This is a genomic window from Acidovorax facilis (assembly GCF_050626955.1).
GTDB classification, from domain to species: Bacteria; Pseudomonadota; Gammaproteobacteria; order Burkholderiales; family Burkholderiaceae_C; genus Acidovorax; species Acidovorax facilis.
Genome location: NZ_CP192460.1, coordinates 390,768 through 413,497, shown reverse-complemented (window position 1 = coordinate 413,497; position 22,730 = coordinate 390,768). Strand labels below are relative to the sequence as shown.

At 66.0% G+C, this 22,730-nt stretch carries 25 protein-coding genes; 16 read left to right on the top strand and 9 right to left on the bottom strand.

Annotated features, from left to right (window positions below):
• The first annotated feature begins 43 nt into the window (after positions 1–43).
• The 7 genes from ACQ4MJ_RS01860 (at position 44) to ACQ4MJ_RS01830 (ending at position 6,709) form a co-directional block, all read left to right on the top strand.
• On the top strand, positions 44–2,203 hold the full coding sequence (locus ACQ4MJ_RS01860) for a TonB-dependent siderophore receptor (RefSeq protein WP_431150439.1): 2,160 nt from the start codon (positions 44–46) through the stop codon (positions 2,201–2,203).
• Positions 2,204–2,233: 30 nt separating this feature from the next.
• Positions 2,234–3,376 (top strand): PepSY-associated TM helix domain-containing protein, encoded by a 1,143-nt coding sequence (locus ACQ4MJ_RS01855; RefSeq protein WP_431150442.1) that lies wholly within the window; start codon positions 2,234–2,236, stop codon positions 3,374–3,376.
• A 43-nt stretch (positions 3,377–3,419) separates the two neighbouring features.
• Positions 3,420–4,283, top strand: coding sequence for a hypothetical protein (locus tag ACQ4MJ_RS01850; RefSeq protein ID WP_431150445.1), 864 nt, complete (start codon positions 3,420–3,422; stop codon positions 4,281–4,283).
• Entirely contained in the window at positions 4,280–4,654 is a 375-nt protein-coding gene (locus ACQ4MJ_RS01845; protein WP_431150447.1) for a hypothetical protein, read from the top strand. Before ACQ4MJ_RS01850 ends, ACQ4MJ_RS01845 begins: the two co-directional genes overlap by 4 nt.
• 172 nt (positions 4,655–4,826) lie before the next feature.
• Positions 4,827–5,471, top strand: coding sequence for a trimeric intracellular cation channel family protein (locus ACQ4MJ_RS01840; RefSeq protein WP_121505556.1), 645 nt, complete (start codon positions 4,827–4,829; stop codon positions 5,469–5,471).
• A gap of 105 nt (positions 5,472–5,576) precedes the next feature.
• Positions 5,577–6,269, top strand: coding sequence for a transglutaminase-like domain-containing protein (locus tag ACQ4MJ_RS01835; RefSeq protein ID WP_431150451.1), 693 nt, complete (start codon positions 5,577–5,579; stop codon positions 6,267–6,269).
• Complete coding sequence (locus ACQ4MJ_RS01830; RefSeq protein WP_431150454.1) at positions 6,266–6,709, top strand: PaaI family thioesterase; 444 nt, start codon at positions 6,266–6,268, stop codon at positions 6,707–6,709. Before ACQ4MJ_RS01835 ends, ACQ4MJ_RS01830 begins: the two co-directional genes overlap by 4 nt.
• Positions 6,710–6,755: 46 nt before the next feature.
• Here ACQ4MJ_RS01830 and ACQ4MJ_RS01825 read toward each other — a convergent pair whose 3' ends face one another.
• Entirely contained in the window at positions 6,756–7,643 is an 888-nt protein-coding gene (locus ACQ4MJ_RS01825; protein ID WP_431150457.1) for a LysR substrate-binding domain-containing protein, read from the bottom strand.
• 130 nt (positions 7,644–7,773) lie between these two features.
• On the opposite strand from ACQ4MJ_RS01825, the gene ACQ4MJ_RS01820 reads away from it, so the two are divergent.
• On the top strand, positions 7,774–8,376 hold the full coding sequence (locus ACQ4MJ_RS01820; RefSeq protein WP_431150460.1) for a short chain dehydrogenase: 603 nt from the start codon (positions 7,774–7,776) through the stop codon (positions 8,374–8,376).
• A gap of 99 nt (positions 8,377–8,475) precedes the next feature.
• Here ACQ4MJ_RS01820 and ACQ4MJ_RS01815 read toward each other — a convergent pair whose 3' ends face one another.
• From ACQ4MJ_RS01815 to ACQ4MJ_RS01795, 5 genes are all read right to left on the bottom strand, one after another.
• A complete protein-coding gene (locus ACQ4MJ_RS01815; RefSeq protein WP_431150463.1) occupies positions 8,476–9,480 on the bottom strand; it encodes a Bug family tripartite tricarboxylate transporter substrate binding protein in 1,005 nt (334 codons plus the stop codon).
• A gap of 146 nt (positions 9,481–9,626) precedes the next feature.
• Positions 9,627–10,370, bottom strand: coding sequence for an SDR family NAD(P)-dependent oxidoreductase (locus ACQ4MJ_RS01810; RefSeq protein ID WP_431150466.1), 744 nt, complete (start codon positions 10,368–10,370; stop codon positions 9,627–9,629).
• Positions 10,367–11,578 (bottom strand): 3-oxoadipyl-CoA thiolase, encoded by a 1,212-nt coding sequence (pcaF, locus tag ACQ4MJ_RS01805; RefSeq protein ID WP_431150469.1) that lies wholly within the window; start codon positions 11,576–11,578, stop codon positions 10,367–10,369. The genes ACQ4MJ_RS01810 and pcaF overlap by 4 nt, the downstream gene beginning before the upstream one ends.
• A 35-nt stretch (positions 11,579–11,613) precedes the next feature.
• Positions 11,614–12,264, bottom strand: coding sequence for a 3-oxoacid CoA-transferase subunit B (locus tag ACQ4MJ_RS01800; protein ID WP_342720778.1), 651 nt, complete (start codon positions 12,262–12,264; stop codon positions 11,614–11,616).
• Between the two features lie 29 nt (positions 12,265–12,293).
• Positions 12,294–12,995, bottom strand: coding sequence for a 3-oxoacid CoA-transferase subunit A (locus tag ACQ4MJ_RS01795; protein WP_431150472.1), 702 nt, complete (start codon positions 12,993–12,995; stop codon positions 12,294–12,296).
• A gap of 91 nt (positions 12,996–13,086) precedes the next feature.
• On the opposite strand from ACQ4MJ_RS01795, the gene ACQ4MJ_RS01790 reads away from it, so the two are divergent.
• The gene (locus ACQ4MJ_RS01790) at positions 13,087–13,887 is read left to right on the top strand and encodes an IclR family transcriptional regulator (protein WP_121420975.1); all 801 of its coding nucleotides are present in this window, start codon (positions 13,087–13,089) and stop codon (positions 13,885–13,887) included.
• A 141-nt stretch (positions 13,888–14,028) separates the two neighbouring features.
• Here the strand turns inward: ACQ4MJ_RS01790 and ACQ4MJ_RS01785 are convergent, their stop codons facing one another.
• Positions 14,029–14,250 (bottom strand): hypothetical protein, encoded by a 222-nt coding sequence (locus ACQ4MJ_RS01785; RefSeq protein ID WP_176886849.1) that lies wholly within the window; start codon positions 14,248–14,250, stop codon positions 14,029–14,031.
• Positions 14,251–14,450: 200 nt separating this feature from the next.
• On the opposite strand from ACQ4MJ_RS01785, the gene ACQ4MJ_RS01780 reads away from it, so the two are divergent.
• Positions 14,451–14,885 (top strand): DUF1841 family protein, encoded by a 435-nt coding sequence (locus tag ACQ4MJ_RS01780; RefSeq protein WP_431150477.1) that lies wholly within the window; start codon positions 14,451–14,453, stop codon positions 14,883–14,885.
• 26 nt (positions 14,886–14,911) lie between these two features.
• On the opposite strand, the gene ACQ4MJ_RS01775 is transcribed toward ACQ4MJ_RS01780, so the two are convergent.
• The gene (locus tag ACQ4MJ_RS01775) at positions 14,912–16,174 is read right to left on the bottom strand and encodes a putative Na+/H+ antiporter (RefSeq protein WP_055398597.1); all 1,263 of its coding nucleotides are present in this window, start codon (positions 16,172–16,174) and stop codon (positions 14,912–14,914) included.
• A 213-nt stretch (positions 16,175–16,387) separates the two neighbouring features.
• Between ACQ4MJ_RS01775 and ACQ4MJ_RS01770 the strand changes: the two genes are divergently transcribed.
• Entirely contained in the window at positions 16,388–16,870 is a 483-nt protein-coding gene (locus ACQ4MJ_RS01770) for a DUF3429 domain-containing protein (protein WP_431150481.1), read from the top strand.
• Between the two features lie 61 nt (positions 16,871–16,931).
• On the opposite strand, the gene ACQ4MJ_RS01765 is transcribed toward ACQ4MJ_RS01770, so the two are convergent.
• Positions 16,932–17,594, bottom strand: coding sequence for a c-type cytochrome (locus ACQ4MJ_RS01765; RefSeq protein WP_431150484.1), 663 nt, complete (start codon positions 17,592–17,594; stop codon positions 16,932–16,934).
• A 106-nt stretch (positions 17,595–17,700) separates the two neighbouring features.
• Here ACQ4MJ_RS01765 and ACQ4MJ_RS01760 point away from each other — a divergent pair, with 106 nt between their 5' ends.
• From ACQ4MJ_RS01760 to ACQ4MJ_RS01740, 5 genes are all read left to right on the top strand, one after another.
• Positions 17,701–18,555 (top strand): AAA family ATPase, encoded by an 855-nt coding sequence (locus ACQ4MJ_RS01760; protein WP_431150487.1) that lies wholly within the window; start codon positions 17,701–17,703, stop codon positions 18,553–18,555.
• A gap of 10 nt (positions 18,556–18,565) precedes the next feature.
• A complete protein-coding gene (locus ACQ4MJ_RS01755; RefSeq protein ID WP_055401590.1) occupies positions 18,566–18,802 on the top strand; it encodes a hypothetical protein in 237 nt (78 codons plus the stop codon).
• A gap of 16 nt (positions 18,803–18,818) precedes the next feature.
• Positions 18,819–19,421, top strand: coding sequence for a GNAT family N-acetyltransferase (locus ACQ4MJ_RS01750; protein ID WP_121420978.1), 603 nt, complete (start codon positions 18,819–18,821; stop codon positions 19,419–19,421).
• Between the two features lie 18 nt (positions 19,422–19,439).
• Positions 19,440–20,627 (top strand): vWA domain-containing protein, encoded by a 1,188-nt coding sequence (locus ACQ4MJ_RS01745; protein ID WP_426305008.1) that lies wholly within the window; start codon positions 19,440–19,442, stop codon positions 20,625–20,627.
• A 133-nt stretch (positions 20,628–20,760) separates the two neighbouring features.
• A complete protein-coding gene (locus tag ACQ4MJ_RS01740) occupies positions 20,761–22,716 on the top strand; it encodes an autotransporter assembly complex protein TamA (RefSeq protein WP_431150491.1) in 1,956 nt (651 codons plus the stop codon).
• Positions 22,717–22,730: the final 14 nt, after the last annotated feature.

The window sequence follows — 22,730 nt, the reverse complement described above, 5'->3', positions numbered from 1 at the left end:
CGCCCCCAGCGTTTGTTGTCCGCTCACCTCCATCGGGACCCCCATGTCTTCTCAGCCCCTGCGCCTCGCGCACGCCCCGCGCTTGCCATCCGTCCGCGCGGCCACTCTTTTCACCCTGACCCCGCTGGCCCTGTGCCTCGCCCAGGCCGCCATGGCGCAGCAGGGCAGCGCACCCACTGCAGACCCAGCAACGGCAGCGCCCCAGCTGCAAGAAGTCCGCATCAACGCCAGCACCGAAAAAGACATGGGTTTTGCGCCCGTGGAGGCACAGACCGCCAGCAAGGCGCCCATGCGGCGGTTGGAAACCCCACAGTCCGTCAGCGTGGTCACGCGCGAGCAAATGGAGTCGCGGCAGATCACCAACGTGCAGCAAGCGCTGCAGACGGTGGCGGGGGTCAGCCCGGTCAACTTTGGGCGCCGGGGGTTTGACGACCTGAACATCCGGGGATTTCGCTCCACCGAATCGATCCTGGTCGATGGCCTGGTGCAAAGCCCCGGCATGTGGGCCAAGCTGCAGCCCTACGGCTACGAGCGCTTCGAGGTGCTCAAGGGCTCGGCCTCAGTGTTGTACGGCCAGGTGCAGCCCGGCGGCATCGTCAACGCGGTGAGCAAGCGGCCCAAGAAGGAGGCGATCAACGAGGTGGGCGTGGAGGTGGGCAGTTTCGGCCAGCGCACGCTGCAGGCCGACATCAACAGGCCCCTGTCCGAATCGGGCAAGACGGCGCTGCGCATCAATGCGCATGTCTCCAACGTGGACGACCCCACACAGTTCGTTTACCGCAAGGACCGCTGGTTTGCGCCATCGCTATCCATCGACCTGGGCCCGCAGACCAACCTGGTGCTGTTTGCCACCTACAGCCAGAGCCAGTGGATGCGCCAGCAGGGCATCACGCCCTACGGCACGCTGCTGCCCAACCGCAACGGCACGCTGCCCGTCACGATGTTCACGGGCGACCCAAGTTTTGGCGGGTATGACGTAGAGAGCAAAACCGTGGGCTACACACTGGAGCACAAGATGTCGGAGGCCATGACCTTCCGCCAGAACGTGCGCTACGAGACCGAGAAGGGCACGGGCAACTTCGTCTCCAACCAGGCATTGCAGGCCAACCAGCGGCTGCAGAACCGCCAGGCCTCGCGCCAGTACATGGACTACGATCTGCTGGCCACCGACACCTCGCTGCTGTCACGCTTTGAAGCGCTGGGCGTGAAGCATCAGCTGGTGACGGGCCTCGATGCGCGCAGCGGCACCAGCCTGCTGGCCAGCCGCACCTGCCGCATCGGTGCGCTGGACCTGTTTGCGCCCGTGTATGGCATGCAGGCCACCTGCCCCGAGGCGCTGACGCAGGATGCGCCCGCCAAACTCACCGTGGCCGGGCTGTATGCGCAGGACCAGATCAAGTTTGGCCAGGGCTGGACGGCCCTGGTGGGCCTGCGCCGCGATTGGTCCACCAACGACACCAACAACCGCGTGGCCAACACGCAGACGCGCCAGAAGGACAACGCCACCACGCTGTCGGCCGGCCTGGTGTACGAGTTCAAGCCGGGCTGGGCCGCGTATGGCAGCTATGGCGAGTCCTTCCTGCCCCAGTCGGGCCTGACGTTTGGTGGATCGAACTTCGTGCCCGAAACCGGCAAGCAGTGGGAGGCGGGCGTGAAGTACGAGGCCCCCGGCGGCCAGATCACCGGCGCGCTCGCCGTGTTCGACCTGGTGCGCCAGAACGTGACCACCGCCGACCCGGTGAACACGGGCTTCAGCGTGCAGACCGGCGAGCAGCGCGCGCGCGGGCTGGAGCTGGAGCTGGGCGCCGACCTGAAGAACGGCTGGAAGATCACCAGCGCCTACACCTACACACAAAGCAAGGTCACGCGCGATAACAACGCGGCGATTGTGGGCCTGCCACTCAACCTCACGCCACGCCACACGCTCACGGCCTGGGCCACGTACAAGCTGCCGCAATACCAGCGCGTGACGCTGGGCCTGGGCGGGCGGTATGTGAGCGAGCAGATCGGCTCCTACCCCTTCACACTGCCTTCGTACTTCGTGGCCGATGCGTCCATCAGCTACGTGGGCGAGAACTACCGAGTGACCGCGGGCGTGAAGAACGTATTCAACAAGGCGTATTACGACGGCGCGATCAACGCCAACGTGGTCTCGCCCGCGTTGCCACGCAACTTCAGCCTGGGCGTGACGTACTTCTTCTGACGCGCAGCGCCACCCCGCCTCCCGCACGCCATGACCAGCCAGCGCACGCTCAACCGCCTGTTCACCCTGCACTCCTGGGCAGGCATCGTCACGGGGCTGTTGATGTTCATCGTGTGCTTTTCGGGTGCGGTGGTGGTGTTCAAGCACGAGATCGACCTTTGGGCCAATCCGTCGCTGGCGCAGCTGCCGCGCTCTCAAAAACCTGCCTCGCTCGACGCAGTGCTGACCCAGCTGCACACCCGCTACCCCGGCGCCACGGTGGAGACCATCGCGCTGCCGGATGCCGTCAACCCCAGCTACTTCGCCTTTGTGCGCGAGCGTGGCGCGCCCGCCAACACCCGCACCAAGGTGGCCTTGCGCTCCGACACCGGCACGGTGGTGGGCCCGGTGGACAGCCAGCTCGGCCAGTACCTGCGCATGCTGCATGTGTTCCTGTTCTTCGGGCCGCGGTGGATCGTGGGTTTCCTCGGGGTGGCGATGCTGGTGCTGATTGCCACGGGCATCGTCATCCACCGCAAGATCCTGGCCGAGCTGTTCACCCAGCGCTGGGGCCGCAGCTTTCGGGTGGTGATGTCGGACCTGCACAAGTCCGCAGGCATCTGGGGGCTGGGCTTTCACATCCTGATCGCGGCCACAGGCGCATGGATGGGGCTGGCGCCGCTGTTTGAGCAGGGCTACCAATACATCACCACCCCTGCAGCAATGAAGGCCACCAAGCCTGCGCGCAAGGCCGAGGCCAGCGAGCCCGTGCCCATGCAGTCGCTGGATGCGATGTATGCCGCCGCGCAGCAGGCCGTGCCGGGGCTGGAGGCGCGCTATGTGTCGCTGCGCCGCTGGGGCACAGGCACCGCCGAGGCGGGCTTCACCGGCAACCTGAGCGACCACCTGGCCAGCACCGCGCGGGTGGACATCAACGCTGCCACCGGCGTGCCCAGGAAGGTGCATGACCCGCGCACGGCGGGCTTCTGGTCGCTGGTCAATGGGCTGATGGAGCCCCTGCACTTTGGCGACTTTGGGGGGCTGGCGCTGAAATGGCTCTATTTCTTTTTGGGCATGACGCCCGCGTTTTTGTCGATCTCGGGCACGCTGATCTGGCTGGATGCGCGCCAGCAGCGCAGGCGCGAGGGGGAGGCTGCGCAGGGCGCTGCGGGCGGCATCGCGGCGGCAGGCTGACACCCACCAGCGTCTCTCTCACAGCGTCACAGCCTCGCCCACCATGCAACGTTTCTTTCTGGCACTGCACGCCACCACGCCCGCCGCGCTGATCGCGGCGGTGTTTGTGCACCTGTGGGGGCCTGCGGGCCTGCCCCCGCTGGCGCAGCGGCCCGTGTGGTCGGTGTGGGCGCTCATCGGCGTGTGGCTGCTGCTGTCGGCTGCGGCGGCGTGGGCGCTGCGCACGGTGGCGCTGTGGCGCGTCTCGCTGGGTGGCGCAGGCGCGCTGCTGGCCGTGGCCGGTGTGGCCGGGCTGGTGCTGGGCAGTGCACAAGGCCCTGCCATGTTCGTCAGCCTGGTCGCCATGGGGCTGGTCTGTGGGGGCATCGCGGTTTTCATCGGGCCCCAGCGGGTGCAGGCGCACCGGCGCAAGGCGTCGCGGTCTGCGGCCGTGGCCCGACCAGGCTCTGCAGTGCACGCAACCACCGCCCGCCCGCGCTGGCACCCACACCGTTGGGCCCGCTGGGTGGGGCCAGCCCACTGGCCCTTCTGGCTGACCGGTGTGCTGGCGCTGGAATCCTTCCGCCTGGCCCACATCGTGGCGACCGAACCCGCACGGTCGTCGGGCATGCTGGGCCTGCTGCTCGCCTTCTTCGTGGCCCTGCCCGCTGCCACCTTGCGCCACTGGACGCCCCGCACCGCCGTGCTGCTGTGGGCACTGGCCGCGTTGGCCTATGGCAGCCTGGCGGCCAAGGCGGGGCTCGTGCAGTGGGCTGTGGCGTCGGCGTTGTGTGCCCTGGCTGCGGGTGCACCGCTGCGGTGGCGCGCAGGACAGGCGTGGTGGGCGCTGCGCTGGCGGCGGGCGGGCCACGGGGCGCCGCACGCGCCCAGCCCAGGGCCCGAGCGCCACCCGCCGGAGGCTGCATGAATGAACTCATCGGCGCCAGCGCCGCGCTGGCCTCATTGATCGCACTGACCCGCTGGGCGCGCACCGTGCCCACCCGCGCCTGGGGCGACGGCACGCCCCCCGCCACTACGGCATCCCGGCGCGCCTGGGCTGTGGTTGTGGCTACCGTCGTGCTGCAGGCCCTCGCGGCCACCGCTGCGGCGGGGCTGGCGGCGGGGCTGGCGCTGGTGGTGGCGGCCTGGATGGTGCTGGGCTGGCTGCTGGTGCTGGCCATGAACCAATGGCCCGCGGGCAGCCTGCGCTGGGGACACCGCCTGGGCGCGCTGGGCGGGGCGGGCTGTTTGCTGGCGCTGGCCTGGCAGCTTCTTCGGGTGGGGGGGTTGGCGTCATGAAGCCCCCCAGTTGCCCAGGAGCAGGGACGTTGGCGGATTGTTTTTGGATAAAACAGGCCCCAGCGCTTGATCAGCAAGCGCTATCAGCTATGTTTTCAATAGCAAAATGTTTGAGAGACAGAGTGCTGCAAGCCCCTGCCCGCTCCCACAGCGCCACGGCACAATCGCGCCCATGGACCTGCCGCTCGACGCCCCCTGGATTCACACCCTGCGCTTCACGCTGGAAGTGGCCGCCACCATCGCGTTTGCCCTGTCGGGCGTGATCATGGCCGCGCGCAAGCGTCTCGATGCCGTGGGCGTGTGTGTCGTGGCCTTTGTGGCCGCGTTTGGCGGGGGCACGCTTCGCGACCTGCTGCTGGACCAGCGGCCTTTCTTCTGGATCCGCCACACCGAATTCGTATGGGGCATTCTGGCGCTGTGCATCGGCGCCATGCTGTTCATGCGCCAGCGGCACTTTCAGCCCACCGAGCGCGCCATGCTGCTGCCCGACGCCATTGGCCTGGGCCTCTTCGCCGCCGTGGGCGTGGACATCGCCACCGCCATCGGCATGCCGCCCATCATCAGCGTGATGATGGGTGTGACCACCGGCGTGTTCGGCGGCGTGCTGCGCGATGTGCTGTGCAACGAGGTACCCCAGGCCTTCAGCGACCACCGGCCCTATGCGCTGTGTGCCTTTGCGGGCGGCTGGGCCGACGTAGCGCTGCGCCACCTGCAAGCGCCCGACTGGGCACCGCTGGTGGTCTGCGTGCTGCTCACGGCTGGGCTGCGCGGGCTGGCGCTGTGGCGCAACTGGGAGCTGCCTGCGTGGCGGGTGTGATGGGGGCATCGAGCCCCAGCCGCGCCTGGCTGGCGCGCCTGTGACAGCATCGGGTGCACAGAAGCCACACACTGATTCCCGACAGACTGCAGGAGACACCCGCCCATGACCAGCACCCCCACGCCCGCCCACCTGCGTGCCACGGCCCTTATCGACAGCGACGCACCTTCCATCCAGGCCTTTGCCGCCCAACACGCACGCGGCACCACCGACCGCGAACGCGCCGTCGCCCTGTACCTGGCCGTGCGCGACGGCTTTCGCTACGACCCCTACCGCATCGACCTCTCCCCCCAGGGCATGGCGGCCAGCACGGTACTCGCCAACGGCTACGGCTGGTGCGTGCCCAAGGCCGCGCTGCTCACCGCCGCCTGCCGTGCAGCAGGCATCCCGGCGCGCATGGGCTTTGCCGATGTGCGCAACCACCTCAGCACCGAGCGCATGCGCGAGACGATGAAGACCGACCTTTTCATCTGGCACGGCTACACCGACATCTGGCTCGACGGCGCCTGGCGCAAGGCCACGCCCGCTTTCAACATCGAGCTGTGCGAGCGCTTTGGGCTGCTGCCGCTGGAGTTCGATGGCGAGAACGATTCGATCTACCACCCGTTCGACAAATCCGGCGCGCGCCACATGGAATATGTGCACCAGCGCGGCGCGTTTGACGACATGCCGCTGGCGCAGATCGTGGCGGACTTCCGCACGGTGTACAGCGGCTGGCTGCCCGAGGACGGCGCCACCCACAGCAGCATGGAGGGCGCCAGCTTTGCGCAGGATGTGGAGAAGGAGGCCCGCGCATGAGCAGCCATGCCGAGATCCCCCCGGGCTTTGCGCCACTGCAGTCTGGCGGCCCGTTCATCCAGCACAACGGCCCGCTCTACCTGCGCCACGAAGGCAGCGTGGTGCAGTTCGGCTTTCACGTGGAGAGCCGCCATGTGAACCCCATGAACAACCTGCACGGCGGCATGATGGCCAGCTTTTGCGACATGCTGCTGCCGCTGTCGGTGCACCGCAAAAGCGACCAGGTGGCCAACCGCTTCCTGCCCACCATCAGCCTGCAGATCGACTACCTGGCCCCCGCCCCGCTGGGCGCCTGGGTGCAGGGCGAGGCCGAGCCGCTGCGCGTCACGCGCTCGCTGGTGTTTGCTCAGGGACTGGTGACGGCCGATGGCGTGCCCTGTGCGCGGGTGAGCGGGGTGTTCAAGATCGGGCCTGCGGTGCCCAGCGACGCGGTGGAGTAAACGCCGACAGCCCGACAGGCCTGCGCCCCTTTTGGCGTTGCGCCAGTTACGGTATGCCCAACGCACCCACGACGTACTCCACAAACCGCGCCAGCTTGGGCAGTTGCCTCCGGTCGGGCGCATAGACCAGCTGCACGGGCCGCGGCGCGGGCAGGCAGGGCTGCATCACGGGCACCAAGGCGCCGCTGGCCAGGTCCTCGGCCAGTAGCACCTCGGGCTGCATGATGAGCCCCAGGCCGCGCAGCGCCGCCTGGCGCAGGCCGTCGCCCTGGTTGCAAACGAAGCGAGCGTTTTCGGGCCAGAAGAATTCCTCGTTGCCGTCGCGCAGCGTCCATTCCACGCGGCGCTGCCACACCGAGTGGCTGAGGCACTGGTGGCGGGCCAGGTCGGCGGCGCGCTCGGGCGTGCCGTGGCGCTGCAGGTACGCGGGTGCTGCGGCAATCACCATGCGGTAGGGGCGCAGCGGGCGGGCCACCAGGCCTTCATTCACCACCTGGCCAATGCGCACGGCCACGTCAAAACCCTCGCCCGCCAGGTCCACCACGCTGTCAGTGAGCTGCAGGTCCACGCGCACCTGCTCGTGGCGCTGCAGAAAGTCGGCCACCAGCGGGGCGATGACATGGTTGCCCAGCGTGAAGGGCGCGCTCACCCGCAGCAGGCCCTGGGGCACGGCGCGGCTGCGCTCCACGGCCGATTCGGCCCAGCGCACCTGCTCCAGCACGCGCTTGCTGTCTTCATAGAACGCGGCGCCCACCTCGGTCAGGCTGTTCTGGCGCGTACTGCGCTGGAACAGGCGCGCGCCCAGGTGGGTTTCGAGCTGCTGGATGTGCTTGCCCACCATCACCGCCGACACCTGCAGCTGGCGCGCGGCGGCCGCAAAGCTGCCGGCCTCGACCACGGCCACCATGACTTCCATGTTGCGCAGCTTGTCCATGGCTCCTGGATATTCCTAATCAATAGTTAGCACAAGCATAACTTGCACGTACTTTATGCATTGATTGATTCACAAAAGAATCGGGCTGTCAGTTCCTCATCAACCCTTTTTGACACCCAAGGAAAACACCATGTCCAAGATTCTTCTCATCGGCGCGAGCGGCACCATCGGCCAGGCCGTGCTGGCCAACCTGGGATCACGCCACGACGTGATCACCGTGGGCCGCAGCAGCGGCACGCACCGCGCGGACTTCTCGCAGCCAGGCGCGGTCGCCAACTTGTTCGAGGCCGTGGGCAAGGTCGATGCGATTGTGAGCACCGCAGGCAACCTGCACTTTGGCCCGCTGGCGGAAATGACGGCTGAGCAGTTCAACCTGGGCTTGCAAGACAAGCTGCTGGGCCAGGTGCAATTGGCGCTGGTCGGCCAGAAGTATTTGAACGATGGCGGCTCCATCACGCTGACGGCGGGCATCCTGTCGATCGAGCCCATCCGCAACGGCGCCAATGCCACGGCGGTGAACGCGGCCATTGAGGGCTTTGTGGCCGCCGCCGCCATTGAGCTGCCGCGCGGCCTGCGCATCAACGCCGTGAGCCCCACCATCCTGACCGAATCCGTGGGCGTGTACGGGCCGTTCTTCCCGGGGTTCGACACGGTGTCTGCCGAGCGCGCCGCGCGCGGCTACCAGCGCAGCGTGGAAGGGGCGCAGACGGGGCGAGTGTACCGGGTTCAGTGAGCCACACCACCTGGATTTGAAAGAAAAATAGCTGCTGCCGCCCGTCGAACAGGCGGCAGCAGCTATCAATTTGGTAGCTACAGTGATCGAAGGTGCAGATCAGTCGAGACTTGCGCCCGACTCCTTCACCACCTTGCCCCACTTCACCGACTCGGCCTGGATGAAGGCGGCGAACTGCGCGGGCGTTTCGCTCATGGCTTCCGCGCCCTGGTCATTGATCTTCTTCTTCACATCGGCCTGGTTCAGCACCTTGACCAACGCGGTGTTCAGCTTGGCCAGCACTGGCGCGGGCGTGCCTGCGGGGGCAAACATGCCGAACCACGACGTGGCTTCGTAGCCCGCCACACCCGCTTCGGCGATGGTGGGCACGTTGGGCAGCTCGGGTGAGCGCTTGGCGGTGGTCACGGCAATGGGCACCAGTTTGCCGCTGCGAACATGCTGGATGGCCGAGGGCATGTTGTCGAACATGATGCCGATCTGGTTGCCCAGCAGGTCGGTGACAGCGGGTGCGCTGCCCTTGTAGGGCACGTGCACCATGTCCACCTTGGCCAGGCTCTTGAACAGCTCGCCTGACAGGTGGATGGAGCTGCCGCTGCCCGACGAACCGAAGTTGAGCTTGCCGGGGTTGGCCTTGGCGTAGGCAATCAACTCCGGCACCGTCTTGAACGGCTGGGCGGGGTTGGCCACCAGCAGGTTCGGCACATTGGCCACGCGGGTCAGCGGCGCGAAGTCCTTCACGGGGTCAAACGGCATCTTCTTGTACAAGCTGGCATTGATGGCGTGCGTGCCCACCGTGCCCATGAACAGCGTGTAGCCGTCCGCGGGGGCCTTGGCAGCCATGGAGCCGCCAATGTTGCCGCCCGCGCCTGCGCGGTTGTCGACGATGACGGACTGGCCGAGTTCGGTGGTCAGCGCCTGGCCGATGATGCGCGCCAGGATGTCGGTGGTGCCGCCTGCGGCAAAGGGCACGACGATGGTGACGGGCTTGGTGGGATAGGCCTGGGCCATTGCTGCGCTGCTGCCCAGCAGGCCAGCACCGGCGATGGCGGCGCAGGCAGCGGCCGACAGCGCGAGGCGGCGGGTGGTGGTGATGGAACGGTTCATGGTTTGTCTCCTTCAGGAAGGTGGATGAAATGGGTCTCGCGAACGCGGCATCCGGCCGCGCCGTGGCCTCAACCGGGCGCAGAGGCCTCCGGGCGAGATCGGGGGTGCGCCCCTTGCGGGGCGGCAGGGGAAATCAGTTCAGGTTGTTAAACAGGCGCCACTCCCAGCGTGGTGCCTCCGCACACGTACAACACCTGCCCGGTCACGAAACCGTTGTCGGGCGACAGGAAGAACAGCGCCGCGCGCGCGACGTCGTCGGGCGTGCCCATGCGGCCCACGGCAATGCTGTTCAGGATGCGCTGCGTCTGCGGCGCACCGTCGGGGTTGCTCTGGCGGAACAGCTCGGTGGCAATCGGCCCGGGGCCGATGGCGTTAACGGTGATGCCGTCACGCCCCAGCTCCATGGCCAGCGTGCGCGTCATGCCGATCATTCCGGCCTTGGTGGCCGAGTAGACGATGCGCTCGTCTTTGCCCAGCGCGGCGCGCGACGACATGTTCACGATGCGGCCCTGGCCGCTCGCGCGCAGGCTGGGCAAGAACGTCTGCACCAGCAGCATGGGCGCGCGCAGATGCAGGCCCACCACGTCGTCCAGGTGCGCCGTGGTGGCGGTGTCGATGGTGCCGGGGCGTGTGGCGCCGGCGTTGTTCACCAGCGCCGTGACGTTGTGCTTTGCGGCGATCTCCGCCGCGCGATCGCGGGTCGAGGCCTCGTCGGTCAGGTCGCCCTGGTAGGACGTGAGCCGCGGGTGGCTCCAGCCGGGCAGCACGTAGTCGAGGTTGACCACGGCGCGGCCCTGGGCCAGCACGGCTTCGGCAATCGCGCGGCCAATGCCGTTGCTGGCACCCGTGATGACAGTGACCGGTGTGGGGTTGCGCTCAATCACGGTCACACGCGCTCCAGGATCACGGCAATGCCTTGCCCCACGCCGATGCACATGGTGCACAGCGCGTACTGGCCCGCGTGCTCGTGCAGGCGGTTGACGGCGGTGGTGACCAGGCGCGCGCCGCTGGCGCCCAGCGGGTGACCCAGCGCAATGGCGCCGCCCCAGGCGTTCACACGCGCGTCGTCGTCCTTGAGGCCCAGGGCACGCAGCACGGCCAGGCCTTGCGCGGCAAAGGCTTCGTTGAGTTCGATCACATCCATGTGGTCGATGGTCAGGCCCGTCTGCGCCAGCACCTTCAGGGTGGCAGGCGTGGGGCCAAAGCCCATGATGCGCGGCGCCACACCGGCCACGGCCATGCCCACCACGCGGGCGCGGGGCTTGAGGCCATATTTGGCGGCGTTGGCCTCGTCGGCCAGCAGCAGCGCGCAGGCGCCGTCGTTCACGCCGCTGGCGTTGCCCGCAGTCACCGTGCCATCGGGCCGCACCACACCCTTGAGCTTGTCCAGCGCTTCCAGGCTGGTCTCGCGGGGGTGTTCGTCCTGGCTCACGATGATGGCGTCGCCCTTCTTTTGCGGGATGTGCACGGGCACGATCTCGCGCGCCAGGTGCCCAGCCTTGATGGCGGCCACGGCGTTGAGCTGGCTGCGCAGCGCCATCTGGTCCTGGGCTTCGCGCTCGATCTTGAAGTCGGTGGCCACGTTCTCGGCGGTTTCGGGCATGGAGTCCACGCCGTACTTTTCCTTCATCAGCTTGTTGATGAAGCGCCAGCCAATCGTCGTGTCGTACACCGCGTTGTTGCGGCTGAAGGCCGACTCTGCCTTGGGCATGACAAAGGGGGCGCGGCTCATGCTCTCCACACCGCCCGCGATCATCAGGCCGGCCTCGCCCGCCTTGATGGCGCGCGCTGCGGTGCCCACGGCGTCGAGCCCCGAGCCGCACAGGCGGTTGATGGTGGCGCCGGCCACGTCGATCGGCAGGCCCGCCAGCAGGCTGCTCATGTGGGCCACGTTGCGGTTGTCTTCACCGGCCTGGTTGGCGCAGCCGTAGAGCACGTCGGTCACGGCCGCCCAGTCCACGCCGGGGTTGCGGTCCATCAGCGCCTTGATGGGGATGGCACCCAGGTCATCGGTGCGTACGCTGGAGAGCGCGCCGCCGTAGCGGCCGAAGGGGGTACGGATGGCGTCGCAGATGAAGGCTTGGCGTTGTTGGCTCACGGTTTTGTCTCCTCGTTTGTTGGGGGGGGATTCGGTCAGGCGGCTGCACGGATGGGCAGGCCCACCAGTTGCTCCAGCTCAGCGTGCGACAGGCCGGGCACGGTGTCGATGAGCTGCAGCTCGGCGGGCGTGCAGGCCAGTGTGCACAGATCGGTGTAGATGCGCTTCACGCAGGCGACACCGGTGAGCGGGTAGGTGCACTGCGCCACGATCTTGCTCGCGCCCTGCTTGGTCAGCAGGTCCATCATCACCCAGGTCTGCTTGGCGCCGATGGCCAGGTCCATCGCGCCGCCCACGGCGGGGATGGCGCCGGGCTCGCCCGTGCTCCAGTTGGCCAGGTCGCCCGTGGCGCTGACCTGGAAGGCGCCCAGCACACAGATGTCCAGGTGCCCGCCGCGCATCATCGCGAAGCTGTCGGCGTGGTGGAAGTACGCACCGCCGGGCAGCAGCGTGACGGGCTGCTTGCCCGCGTTGATGAGGTCGTAGTCCTCCAGCCCCGCAGCGGGCGCCGGGCCCATGCCCAGGATGCCGTTTTCGCTTTGCAGGATGACCTCGCGGCCTGCCGGGATGTGATTGGCCACCAAGGTCGGCTGACCGATGCCCAGGTTGACGTAGGCGCCGTCGTGGATGTCTTGCGCCACGCGCTTCGCCAGTTCTTCTTTACTACGCTTTTGATAGCTGCTCACGCCTGTTCCTTGTGCGATAGGGGCCGATTTCATGCCGATTTTTTGAAGCCGCCGGCCTGTGTGGCGGTGCGGTCGATCTTCACGACATGGGTCACGTAGATGCCGGGCGTGACGATGGCTTCCGGGTCCAGCGCGCCCAGCTCCACCACCTCGTGCACGGTGGCGATCGTGGTCTTGGCGGCCGTGGCCATCACGGGTCCGAAGTTGCGCGCCGACATGCGATAGGTCAGGTTGCCCCAGCGGTCGCCCTTCTCCGCCTTGATCAGGGCCACGTCGCCATGGATGGGGTACTCGAGCACGTAGTGTTTGCCGTTGATCTCACGCGTTTCCTTGCCCGCAGCCAATTCGGTGCCATAGGCCGTGGGGCAGAAAAAGGCGCCGATGCCCGCGCCCGCAGCGCGCAGGCGCTCGGCCAGATTGCCCTGGGGCACCAGCTCCAGCTCCAGCTTGCCACTGCGATACAGGTCGTCAAACACATAGCTGTCCACCTGGCGCGGAAAACTGCAGATGATCTTGCGCACCTGGCCCGCCTTGAGCAGCGCAGCCAGGCCCTGGTCGGCATTGCCTGCGTTGTTGTTGACCACCGTGAGGTCCCGCGCACCTTGGGCGATGAGGCCATCGATCAGCTCGCCCGGAATGCCGGCCGTGCCGAACCCACCTATCAACACCGTGGCACCATCCTTCACCCCCGCGAGGGCCTGGGCCACCGAGTCCGCCAATTTGTTGATCATTGCAACGCTTTCTTGGTTTCTCTGTTGTCTCTTTGAAATTTGTTCGCATATAGAACAAATGTTCGCTTAAAGAATTATAGTTGGCATACGTATGAATTCCCAAACCCCTGAAGCCAAAGACCCCAAACCGAGCGACAGCTATGTGCAGTCGTTCGCGCGCGGGCTGGAGGTGATCCGCTCGTTCAGCGCGGCCACACCGCAGCAAACCTTGAGCGAAGTCGCCGTGCAGACTGGCCTGACCCGCGCAGGCGCGCGCCGCATCCTGCTCACGCTGCAGACGCTGGGCTATGTGGAGACGGACGGCAAGCTGTTTCGCCTGAGCCCGCGCATCCTGGACCTGGGGTTTGCGTACCTGTCTTCGCTGCCCATCTGGAACCTGGCCGAGCCGGTGATGGAAGACCTGGTGGAAGAGGTGCGCGAATCGTCATCGGCCGCCGTGCTCGACGGCCTGGACATCGTCTATGTGCTGCGCGTGCCCACCCACAAGATCATGCGCACCACGCTGGGCGTGGGCTCGCGCCTGCCCGCGTGCTGGACGTCCATGGGCCGCATGCTGCTGGCGGGGTTGCCGGACGACGAACTGCAGGCCCGGCTGCAAGGCCACCCCATGCAGCGCTTTACCGAACACACCACCACCGATGTGGATGCACTGCTGGCCCACATACGCCAGGCGCGGCAGCAGGGCTGGTGCCTGGTGAACCAGGAACTGGAAGAGGGCTTGATATCGATTGCTGCGCCGCTGACCAACCGCACGGGGCAGACGGTGGCGGCGCTCAACATCAGCGGTCAGGCCAATCGCACAAGTGCGGCGGTGATGCAGGAGCGCCTGCTGCCCACACTGCTGAGTGCGGCCCGGACCATCTCGCGCATGATGGGCGCACCGAGGGGATGACGAAGGGAGGAAGGCACACCGAGAAAAGCCGATGATCCCCCCCCGCAACGAGCAGCCCGTGCTAAAGCACCGACTCCCGTCTTAGTTGGAGAGGGCAAGAACCGGAGTCGTAACTCCAGTCGCTCGCCATGACAGGTGAAATCAGTTCTTGCGAAACCCCAGCACCAGCACCACGCCGCCCAGCACCATCGCACCCAGGCTCATCCACTGGGGGATATTGACGGATTCTTTTTCCTTCACGGTGAGCTCCAGCGGGCCCAGCTTGGCTTGGGTGGTGTCCTTGGTAAAGCTGAAGCCGCCGGTCAAAAACCCGGCCAGCCCCACCACCAACAACAGCACACCAACGATTCGCATTGCATTCATGACACTTCTCCCGATGCCGGGTTTGGAGGACTGCGACAAAGTGGACCCGGCTCCCGACCTTTGCGCCAGCCCAATGTAGGTGCGCCAGCGCAGGGCCAGCGTAGGACGCCGCCCCGGCGCGATGTAGCAGGCGGGCGCGATCCGAACCGCCTTCCCCTGTGCGCTCCGGACTCTTGCCCTGCGTGCTACCCTCACGCCCCATGTTCAGCCCCTCCCAAGCCGATGTGCGCCGCTTTCTGTGCGGTGTGCACGCCAAGACCCAGAGCGGCGCCCCCATGGAAGCCATCGAGACGCTGGCCAGCCTGTGGATCGCCGAGCACCCCGAATACCATAGCGATTTGTCCGATGCCGATGCGGCCGTCACTCGTAACTACGACGAAACACCGGGGCAGACCAACCCGTTTTTGCACCTGTCGATGCACCTGTCCATCAGCGAGCAGTGCAGCATCGACCAGCCGCGCGGCATCCGCCAGGCGGTGGAGCTGCTGACGGCACGGCTCGACTCCTTGCACGACGCGCACCACGCCGCCATGGACTGCCTGGGCGAGATGCTGTGGGAGAGCCAGCGCGCAGGCCGTCCGCCCGATGGCGACGCCTACATCGCCTGCGTGCAGCGGCGCGCCACACGGGACTGACCACCCACGCTACATCCGCTGGCCGGTCACAACAACTTGAACGCCAGCACCGCCACCATGGTAGGTGGCAAGGCACCCAGCAGCAGCCCCAAGGGGTGGATGGCGTTGTCAGCGAACTTCTCTTTCAGGATTGCCGCGCCTGCGGGGTTGGGTGCATTGGCAATCACAGTCAGCCCCCCACCCGTTACTGCACCCGCCACCAAGGCGACCTTGAACTCGTCGCTCAGGCCTTCGACCAAAGAGCCCAGGTAGGTCAGCGCAGCGTTGTCTGTGAAGGCAGTGAGCGCCGCCGCCCCAAAGAACACGGCATTGGCGTCCATCTTCATGAGCACCGGCTGCAGCCACCACTGCTGCAACCCACCCAGCACCACCAGCCCGGCCAGGAAGAAAGCCACCAGCAAGGCCTCGCGCAGGATCAGCGGGTTTTGGTGGCGCTGGTAGGCCGTGGTGAACCCCATGAAAAACAGGAACAGGCCCATGAAGACTGCTGGGTGGTGCGCAAACAGCACGACAAGCCCCAGGAATACCAGATGCACCAGCATCACGGACACAGGCACGGGCGCCTCGTCCGTCGTGATCTTGCGTCCCATGTGCCCCACCTGTTGGCGAAACAGCAGCGTGGCGATACCGGCGTTGACCACCACCGCGACGGCCGCCTTCCAGCCAAAGTTGGACACCATGAACCACAGGTCCCAGTTCCACTGCGCCGCCACCATGAGCACCGGCGGCGCAGCGAACGGCGTGAGGGTGCCGCCGATCGAGATGTTGACGAACAGCACGCCAATGGTCGAATACTTGAGCTTGTTCGACAAAGGCTGCGAAAACAGGATGTCACGCAGCATCAGTGCCGCCAGCGTCATCGCAGCAGGCTCGGTGATGAAGGAGCCCAGCAGCGGAACGGCGGACAACACCACAAAGTACATCGCCACACCGCGCTGAAAAGGCATGCACCTTGCCAACACCCGCACCGCGGAGCCAGCCATCTGAAGAATCGGCCGTGTAGCCGCAATCACCATGATCGCGAACACAAACAGCGGTTCGGTGAAATTGCGCGAGTCCAGGTAGGCCGTGGCCTCCTGCTTGCCGCTGATGGAGAACATGAACAGCATGAGCACCAGCGCCCAGAAGCCGAAGACCACCTCGACCTCGCCCAGCAAATGCCAGATGCCCGCATGCTTGGGCTGCGTATGCGCCAGGCGTTCGAAATACTTGGTAGAGAAGGTGTGGAGGATGGCCAGGCCGAACAGGACGGCACCGATCACCTGGATCAGGGTGGGAGAGGAGTTCATGGGTCGCAGAAAAACCGCGTGGCGGCCCGACCAGCGCATGAACCTGCCGGGCCACCATGGCGCCGACACCCAACTTCCATTTTACCGTTGCACAACGGCGGCTCCGTGTAGGCGCAGCGCGCTTGGAACACCGCTCACGGCATACACACAACCATGCACCCTACTCGGGAGTCGCGCTTTCCAGACAATGCGGGCACCGTACCCGGAGGCACCATGCACAGTCACCCATCCGCACAACCCTTGTCTTCACCGCCCCCTGCGCCGATCCCTGGTCCCGTGGCCTGGCTGGGCTATGGTGGCCTGCTGCCGTTTGTGGCACTGGCGGCTGTAGGCCTGTGGGCACCCAGCACGCCTTGGTGGAGCGCGGCGCTACTGGCCTATGGCGCGGTGATTCTGAGTTTTGTGGGAGCGCTGTACTGGGGCTTCGCCATGGCGCTGAGCGGCCTCAGCACCGCCGAGCGCACAGGCTGCTTTGTGTGGAGTGTGGTGCCATCACTGATGGCCTGGCCTGCAACGCTGTTACCCCCAGCGGGAGGGGCAGCGCTGCTGGTGGCAGGCTTTGTGGCGCACCTTGTGCAAGACCATCGGCTGGCCGCACGCACATCGCTGCCCGCATGGTACCTGCCGCTGCGCTGGCGCCTGACAACCACGGCCTGCGTGTGCCTGGCCGTGGGCGCCATGGCTGCCAGCCGCTGACGATTCGATGGCCCAGCAAAAAGCCCGCCGAAGCGGGCTTTTATCAACGGTGGTCTGTCGTTTAACGGAAACGCGACTGGGGCACCGTGTGCAGATCGCCATCGAGGCCGCTGATGTAGTTGGACAGCGCCTTCAGCTCAGCGTTGGTGAACTGCTTGGCCACACCGCCCATGATGGCGTTGCCACGGCCCACATTGGCGTTCTTCTCCACCTTGTAGGACTTGAGTGCCACGAAGAGGTAGTCGGCATGCTGGCCGGCGATCTTGGGGTACGAGGGATCAATGGGCTTGGCGAAGTTGTCGCCGTGGCAGGACACGCAGGCGCCCTTCTTCAACAGCTCGGCCACCTGCACACTGGGTTCGCGGCCGGGCTTGGCGGGCAGCTCGGCCCCCGTCTTGCCGTGCTGTTCGTAGTAGGTCGACACGTCTGCGATGTCCTTCTCGGACAACGACTCGGCGATGCCGCGCATGGTGGGGTGCTTGCGCTCGCCCTTCTGGTAGGCGACCAGCGCTGCCGCAATGTACTTGGCGCTTTGGCCCGAGATCATGGGCACCTTGTGGATCTCAGGAAAGCTGGCCTGGTAGCCAACAATGCCGTGGCAGCCAATGCACATGGCAATCTTTTGCTTGCCGGCCTCCACGTCGCCTTTGGCTTCCTGGGCATGGGACAAGGCGGTCACGGAAGCGACAGCCAGGGCAAATAGCGTGGTCAGCGTTTTGTTCATTTTGCGCGCACAATCTCGTGGAGGTTCAGCTCTGGGCTCTGATCAGCCGCCGATTATAGCCAGCGCCCTGTCAAGCCCATTCATCAACGATCCGGTGTTTTCCCCCATGAAATTCCAAGGCTCCCAGAACTACGTCGCCACCCAGGACCTGATGCTCGCCGTCAATGCCGCCATCACGCTGCAACGGCCGCTGCTGATCAAGGGCGAGCCCGGCACGGGCAAGACGATGCTGGCCGAGGAAGTGGCCCAGGCGCTGGACATGCCGCTGTTGCAGTGGCACATCAAGTCCACCACCAAGGCCCAGCAGGGCCTGTATGAATATGACGCCGTGAGTCGCTTGCGGGACAGCCAGCTCAACGACGGCGACAGCGCCGAGCGCGTGAAGAACATCCGCAACTACATCATCCAGGGCGTGCTGTGGCAAGCCTTCACGGCCGACCGGCCCGTGGCACTGCTGATCGACGAGATCGACAAGGCCGACATTGAATTCCCGAACGACCTGCTGCGCGAGATCGACCGCATGGAGTTCTACTGCTACGAAACACGCGAACTCATCAAGGCCAAGCACCGCCCGGTGGTGTTCATCACGTCGAACAACGAAAAGGAGCTGCCCGACGCCTTCCTGCGCCGCTGCTTCTTCCACTTCATCAAGTTCCCCGAGGCCGACACCATGCGGCAGATCATCAACGTGCACTTCCCCACGCTCAAGAGCGAGCTGCTCAGCGTGGCGATGAAGACGTTCTACGACGTGCGCAACCTGCCCGGCCTCAAGAAGAAGCCATCGACCAGCGAACTGATCGACTGGCTCAAGCTGCTGGTGGCTGAAGACATTCCGCTCACCGCCTTGCAAAGCGCCGACAACAAGGTGGCGGTGCCCCCGCTGGTGGGGGCGCTGCTCAAGAATGAACAGGACGTGAGCCTGTTCGAAAAGCTGGTGTTCATGAATCAGCGCAACCGCTGACTCCCCGGCAATGTCCCAACACCCTACCCCTTCGCTGGCAGACGGCATTGCCGACGCCATTGGTTTTGTTGGCGGCGCACTCGCCGGTTTCTGGCTGGGCCAGTGGCTGGGCATGGACATCTTTGCGCCAGGCTACGGCACCCCGGCCCTGGTGGGCATTGCCCTGGTGGGACTGGGCGGCGGCCTGGGCCTGCACGCTGCGCGGCGCTGGCAGACCAGTCGGCGCAACAAGCCCTCCAAGGATTGACGAAGAGAAAAGACCCATGGCTTTTGTAGAACCAGTCACCCTGCGCGACCGAGGCATCCGCCTGGAGCCCCTGGCGCTCTCCCACGAACACGGCTTGGCCGCCGCTGCGGCCGATGGCGAGCTGTGGAAGCTACGCATCACCTCGGTACCCGAGCCCCAGGACACCCGCGCGTACATCGAAGCCGCCTTGAAGATGCGCGAAGACGGGAACCGCTTTGCCTTTGCTGTGGTGGATGACGCCACCGGCAAGGTGCTCGGCTCCACCAGCTACCACGACATCGTGCCGGCCGTGAAGCGCGTGGAGATCGGCTGGACCTGGTACTGCCAAAGTGTGCAGCGCACCCACGTCAACACCACCGCCAAGCTCTTGATGATGGGCCACGCCTTCGACACGCTGGGCTGCCATGTGGTGGGCTGGCGCACCGACAACTACAACTTTGCATCGCAAAAAGCCATCGAACGCCTGGGCGCCAAGAAGGACGGCGTGCTGCGCGGCCACGCGCTGCGCCGCGACGGCACCATTCGCGACACGGTGATGTACAGCATGCGCTCAGGCGAGTGGCCTGAGGCCAAGGCGCAGTTGCTATATCTTTTAGAGCGTCGAACGCTTACCAAATAAGCGCTGGAGGCCAAAATCATGCTGATCGACTTCTTCTACACCCTGCGCTCGGCCAAGTTGCCCGTGTCGGTCAAGGAATACCTCACCCTGCTCGAAGCCCTGCAGGCCGGTGTGGTGGGCCCCAAGTCGGATGACGCATGGAGCCTGGACGACTTCTACAACCTCTCGCGCCTCACGCTGGTCAAGGACGAGAAGCACTACGACAGGTTCGACCGGGCCTTTGGCGCCTACTTCAAGGGCGTGGAGATGGTGGCCGACTTCACCAAGGAGATCCCGGCCGATTGGCTGCGCAAGATCCTGGAAAACGAGCTCACGCCCGAGCAAAAGGCCGCCATCGAGAAGATGGGCTGGGACGAGTTGATGGAGACGCTGAAGAAGCGCCTCGAAGAACAAAAGGAACGCCACGAAGGCGGCAGCAAGTGGATCGGCACGGGCGGCACCAGCCCGTTCGGCCACGGCGGCTACAACCCGCAGGGCGTGCGCATTGGTGGCGCGGGCAAGAACAAGAGCGCGGTGAAGGTGTGGGAGCAGCGCGCTTACAAGGATTACGACGACCAGCAGGAGCTGGGCACGCGCAACATCAAGGTGGCGCTGCGCCGCCTGCGCAAGTTTGCGCGCGAGGGGCATGAGCTGGAGCTGGACCTGCCCGACACCATCCGCAGCACGGCCGCCAACGCGGGCTACCTGGACATCAAGATGGTGCCCGAGCGTCACAACAACGTGAAGGTGCTGCTGCTGATGGACGTGGGCGGCACCATGGACGAACACATCCAGCGGGTGGAAGAACTCTTCAGCGCGGTCAAGAGCGAGTTCAAGCACCTCGAGTTTTATTACTTCCACAACTGCGTGTACGACTTCATGTGGAAGAACAACCGCCGCCGCTTTGCCGAGAAGTTTCCGACCCTGGACATCATCCGCAAGTACAACAAGGACTACAAGCTGATCTTTGTGGGCGACGCGACCATGAGCCCCTACGAAATCCTGCAGCCCGGCGGCAGTGTGGAATACAACAACGAGGAAGCGGGCGCCGAGTGGATTCAGCGCCTCACGCACGCCTTCCCCAAGTTTGCGTGGATCAACCCCGAGCCCCAGGGCGTGTGGCAGTACCGCCAGAGCATCAGCATCATCCAGCAACTGGTGAGCAACCGCATGTACCCGCTGTCGCTCAAGGGGCTGGAAGAGACCATGCGGCTGCTGTCGAAGTAGGCGGGATGGGGCCCCAGCGCTTTGGAGCCCATCGCGCGGAACTGTCTGACACGACGGGGCTGATTTTCGGTGCATAGTGGCGGTGGGCCGGTTTTGCAGCCAGCCCCAACCACCCAAACCACCTTCTCCTGCCGTGCCTTTTCGCGTCCTGCGCCCCACTGCCCTTTTCTCAACGCCGGCCCCATGGTCGGCGTTGCTGCTTTTCAGCGCGCTGTGCCTGCAGGGCTGCAGCCTGCTGCCGCGCGGTGAGGATAGCGAGAGCACAGGCTCGGCACCCACCCCGGCCATTGCCGAATCGGGCACGCCCTCTTTCGCCGTTCAGGTCAACGCCCCCGCCAACGTGCGCGAGACGCTGGAGCGCCACCTGGAGCTGCAGCGCTTTCGCCACCTGCCCGATCTCCACGCCAACGAGCTTCAGCGCCTGCTGGGCGCAGCCGATGCCAACGCCCGCGAACTCTTGGGCACGATGGGCTACTTCGCACCCACCATCACGGTGGAGCTGACCGAAACGCCCGACAGCAAGGCTGCCCCTCGCACGGTGGTGGTCACGGTACAGCCCGGCACGCAGACCCGCATTGCCAGCGCGGACATCGACTTCACGGGCAACACGGGCGGCACGGACAGCTCCAGCGCGGAGCGACCAACAGAAGAAACTGGTACCAGCGCCGGCATCCGCCAGCAGCAGCGCGTGCAGCGCAACTGGTCCCTGCAGCCGGGCCAGCCGTTCACCCAGTCTGCCTGGGACTCGGCCAAGAACGACGGCCTGCGCCAGCTGCAGGCGCGCCGCCACCCCACCGCCCGCATCGCCAGCAGCCGGGCCGAGATCGATGCCGACCAACACGCGGCAAAACTCAGCGTGACCTACGAGCCCGGCCCGCCCTACCGCTTTGGGCCGCTACGGGTAGAGGGCAGCCAGCGCTACGACCCCGACGGCGCCCGGCGCCTGGCACGCCTGCCTACAGGTGCGGTGTATGACGAGACCGAACTGCTCGACGCCCAGCTGCGGCTGGCCAGCAGCGGTTACTACGATTCGGTGTTCCTCACGCTCGACACCGAGGGCACTGACCCGCAGGCCGCGCCCGTAGTGGCCCAGGTGCGTGAGGCACCGATGCAAAAGCTGGTGTTCGGCCCCGGCTTCTCAACGGACAGCGGCGCGCGCCTGTCGCTGGAGCACATCCACAACCAGTTGCCCGTCATCGGTTGGCGCGCGGTGAGCAAGCTCTCGCTGGACCGCGAGACCAAACACGCCAGCAGCGAATGGACCGACCTGCCAAACAACAACGGCTGGCGCTGGTTTGCAGGCGCCCAGCTGCAGCGCGAGGCGACGGGCGACTACGACGTCAACAGCGGGCGCGTGCGCTATGGCCGCAGCAAAAGCACCAAGAACATCGACCGCAACTACTTCCTGCAGTACGACTACGCCAACAGCCAGGGGCTTGCCGCCAACGTGCAGTCGCCGTCCGACACCAGCACGGCCCTGAGCGTGAACTACGGCTGGACGGGCCGCTACTTCAACAGCGCCACCGCCCCCACGCGCGGCCATGGCATCGCCGTGGAGCTGGGGCTGGGCACCACGCTGCGGCCTGAGCGCGACCCGTTTGTGCGCACCCTGGTGCGCTGGCAGTCGTTCATCCCCGCAGGCCGCGTGCAGGACGCCGCTGGCGTGGGCCGCAGTGCCCGCGTGGCCTTGCGCGCAGAGGGCGGGGCCGTGCTGGCGCGCGATGGCGCGCAGATCCCTGTCACCCAACTCTTCCTGACCGGGGGCGACACCACCGTGCGTGGCTACGGCTACCGCAGCATCGGCGCCCGCACCGACAACGGCCAGCTCTACGGCGGCCGCTACCTGGCCGTGGGCAGCGTCGAATGGCAGCGCCCCATCGTCTACCAGGGCGCCATGACCGACTGGGAGAGCACGCTGTTCGTGGATGCTGGCGCGGTGGCCGACCGCCTGGGCGACCTGGACCCGCGCGTGGGCATTGGCGCTGGCGTGCGCTGGCGCAGCCCTGTGGGGCCGCTGCAGGCCGACTTGGCCTATGGCGTGAAAACCAAGGAGGTGCGGCTGCACCTGCGGCTGGGGTTCAGCTTCTGATGAGCGCTGCACCC

Bases quoted from the DNA above. Each gene is read 5' to 3' on its own strand.
- ACQ4MJ_RS01860 (WP_431150439.1), top strand. From the start codon at position 44: ATGTCTTCTCAGCCCCTGCGCCTCGCGCACGCCCCGCGCTTGCCATCC.
- ACQ4MJ_RS01820 (WP_431150460.1), top strand. From the start codon at position 7,774: ATGTCCAAGATTCTTCTCATCGGCGCGAGCGGCACCATCGGCCAGGCC.
- ACQ4MJ_RS01780 (WP_431150477.1), top strand. From the start codon at position 14,451: ATGTTCAGCCCCTCCCAAGCCGATGTGCGCCGCTTTCTGTGCGGTGTG.
- ACQ4MJ_RS01795 (WP_431150472.1), bottom strand. From the start codon at position 12,995: ATGATCAACAAATTGGCGGACTCGGTGGCCCAGGCCCTCGCGGGGGTG.
- ACQ4MJ_RS01850 (WP_431150445.1), top strand. From the start codon at position 3,420: ATGCAACGTTTCTTTCTGGCACTGCACGCCACCACGCCCGCCGCGCTG.
- ACQ4MJ_RS01775 (WP_055398597.1), bottom strand. From the start codon at position 16,174: ATGAACTCCTCTCCCACCCTGATCCAGGTGATCGGTGCCGTCCTGTTC.
- ACQ4MJ_RS01785 (WP_176886849.1), bottom strand. From the start codon at position 14,250: ATGAATGCAATGCGAATCGTTGGTGTGCTGTTGTTGGTGGTGGGGCTG.
- ACQ4MJ_RS01765 (WP_431150484.1), bottom strand. From the start codon at position 17,594: ATGAACAAAACGCTGACCACGCTATTTGCCCTGGCTGTCGCTTCCGTG.
- ACQ4MJ_RS01790 (WP_121420975.1), top strand. From the start codon at position 13,087: ATGAATTCCCAAACCCCTGAAGCCAAAGACCCCAAACCGAGCGACAGC.
- ACQ4MJ_RS01745 (WP_426305008.1), top strand. From the start codon at position 19,440: ATGCTGATCGACTTCTTCTACACCCTGCGCTCGGCCAAGTTGCCCGTG.
- ACQ4MJ_RS01770 (WP_431150481.1), top strand. From the start codon at position 16,388: ATGCACAGTCACCCATCCGCACAACCCTTGTCTTCACCGCCCCCTGCG.
- ACQ4MJ_RS01825 (WP_431150457.1), bottom strand. From the start codon at position 7,643: ATGGACAAGCTGCGCAACATGGAAGTCATGGTGGCCGTGGTCGAGGCC.
- ACQ4MJ_RS01750 (WP_121420978.1), top strand. From the start codon at position 18,819: ATGGCTTTTGTAGAACCAGTCACCCTGCGCGACCGAGGCATCCGCCTG.
- ACQ4MJ_RS01815 (WP_431150463.1), bottom strand. From the start codon at position 9,480: ATGAACCGTTCCATCACCACCACCCGCCGCCTCGCGCTGTCGGCCGCT.
- ACQ4MJ_RS01845 (WP_431150447.1), top strand. From the start codon at position 4,280: ATGAATGAACTCATCGGCGCCAGCGCCGCGCTGGCCTCATTGATCGCA.
- ACQ4MJ_RS01830 (WP_431150454.1), top strand. From the start codon at position 6,266: ATGAGCAGCCATGCCGAGATCCCCCCGGGCTTTGCGCCACTGCAGTCT.
- ACQ4MJ_RS01755 (WP_055401590.1), top strand. From the start codon at position 18,566: ATGTCCCAACACCCTACCCCTTCGCTGGCAGACGGCATTGCCGACGCC.
- ACQ4MJ_RS01835 (WP_431150451.1), top strand. From the start codon at position 5,577: ATGACCAGCACCCCCACGCCCGCCCACCTGCGTGCCACGGCCCTTATC.
- ACQ4MJ_RS01855 (WP_431150442.1), top strand. From the start codon at position 2,234: ATGACCAGCCAGCGCACGCTCAACCGCCTGTTCACCCTGCACTCCTGG.
- ACQ4MJ_RS01840 (WP_121505556.1), top strand. From the start codon at position 4,827: ATGGACCTGCCGCTCGACGCCCCCTGGATTCACACCCTGCGCTTCACG.
- ACQ4MJ_RS01760 (WP_431150487.1), top strand. From the start codon at position 17,701: ATGAAATTCCAAGGCTCCCAGAACTACGTCGCCACCCAGGACCTGATG.